1 protein-coding gene is annotated in these 497 nt (G+C 72.2%); it reads right to left on the bottom strand.

Annotation, left to right across the window (positions count from 1 at the left end; translation table 11 throughout):
• Positions 1 to 497: class III extradiol dioxygenase subunit B-like domain-containing protein (locus GPA_RS15265; protein ID WP_041240658.1), on the bottom strand; the 497-nt coding region annotated here is incomplete at both ends.

Below are 497 nucleotides of genomic sequence, written 5' to 3'. Positions count from 1 at the left end.
GCACCGTCGCCCGTCGGCCCCTGCACCTCGAAGGCGGCCACGGCGTAGCCCACGCCGAACGGCCCCTCGTAGCTCAGCAGCTCGTGGGTGGCGGGCACGCCGTCCAAGGCGCCGGCCATGATCTGGAACGATCCCAGGCCGCACTCGGCCGCTGCGTCACGGAACGCCGCATCGATCGAGAAGAGCCCCTCGAGGTCGCCCTCGTCGAGGAGGCCCGTGACCGTGCGGTCGAACACGGGGCCTTCGGGCGCGAAGCCGTAGGGGCCGTCCTCCTTGAGCTTGTGGGACAGGTCGCCCGAGGCCACGAGCACGCAGGTGCGGTCCAAGTCGCAAGCCGCCTCGGCGATGCAGCGGCCGACCTCGCGGTGGTCGGCCGGGGTCAGGCCCGAGAGCCCCACGCGCACCAGGCGGTAGCCGGCATAGCGCTCGTTCACGAAGTGGAGCGGCACGAACGTGGCGTGGTCGAGCTCGCCGTCGCGCATGCCGCTGCCGCAGAT

The organism is Gordonibacter pamelaeae 7-10-1-b, assembly GCF_000210055.1.
In the GTDB taxonomy this organism is placed as follows: Bacteria; Actinomycetota; Coriobacteriia; order Coriobacteriales; family Eggerthellaceae; genus Gordonibacter; species Gordonibacter pamelaeae.
The sequence above is the reverse complement of the archived record's forward strand: the minus strand, read 5'-3'. Positions and strand labels throughout refer to the sequence as shown.